Source organism: Stutzerimonas stutzeri (assembly GCF_024448935.1).
GTDB lineage: Bacteria > Pseudomonadota > Gammaproteobacteria > Pseudomonadales > Pseudomonadaceae > Stutzerimonas > Stutzerimonas stutzeri_AO.
On the sequence record NZ_JAMOIE010000252.1, the window covers coordinates 1 to 879 of the forward strand.

General features: G+C 59.8%; 1 pseudogene. It reads left to right on the plus strand.

Annotated elements, in window-relative coordinates:
- Positions 1-104: 104 nt before the first annotated feature.
- A pseudogene (locus NA637_RS25190) lies at positions 105-879 on the plus strand (integrase); the annotation flags it as partial.

Genomic DNA, 879 nt, shown 5'->3' on the forward strand with positions numbered 1-879 from the left:
GCCTTGTCCAATATGAAATGAGTCTGGAGGCCTGGGGTGTTTCCAATATGAAACGAGTCTGAAGCCGGGCCAGGTTCCGTTCATGATGGGGGATGACAACCATCATGAAGCTTAACGAGCTCAAGACGATATCGCAGCTGAGGGATTTCCTGGCCGGCACTCAGTCAGTGGCCTTTTCGATCAGCGGTAACAAGGACGACCGCTACCGCTGGATCCAGCGAGAGCTGGTCAGATTCCGCTATCTGGGGCTCGGTCGGGCTGATAAGGGGGTGGTGATGCGTTATCTGGTGCGGGTAAGTGGCTACTCTCGCCAGCAGCTCACCCGACTGATTGCTCAATACCGCGATGCGGGCCTCCTCCGACGCGGCCAGCGCACGGCCGCCGGGTTTGCCCGCCGATACACCGACCAGGACATCCGCCTGCTGGCGGCGATGGATGAGCGCCATGAGACGCCCTGCGGGCCTGCCGTCAAAAAGCTCTGTGAGCGTGCCTGTGCGGTATTTGGGCAGACTGAGTACCGGACACTGGCCGGGATCTCCGTGAGCCACCTGTACAACCTGCGCAAGTCCACCACCTACACCCGCCAGCGGCATCACTTCGAAAAGACCCGGCCCACGGCGTCGACTATCGGGGAACGGCGCAAGCCCCGGCCTGAGGGCAAACCGGGCTATATCCGCATTGACACGGTCCATCAAGGCGATCAGGACAAGCAGAAGGGGGTCTACCACATCAACGCCGTCGACGAAGTCACCCAGTGCGAGGCGGTCTGTACGGTGGAGAAAATCAGTGAACTGTTCCTCATCCCCGCCTTGGAACAGATGTTCGAAGCCTTCCCCTTCGCTCTCCTCAGCTTCCATTCAGACAACGGCTCGGAATACA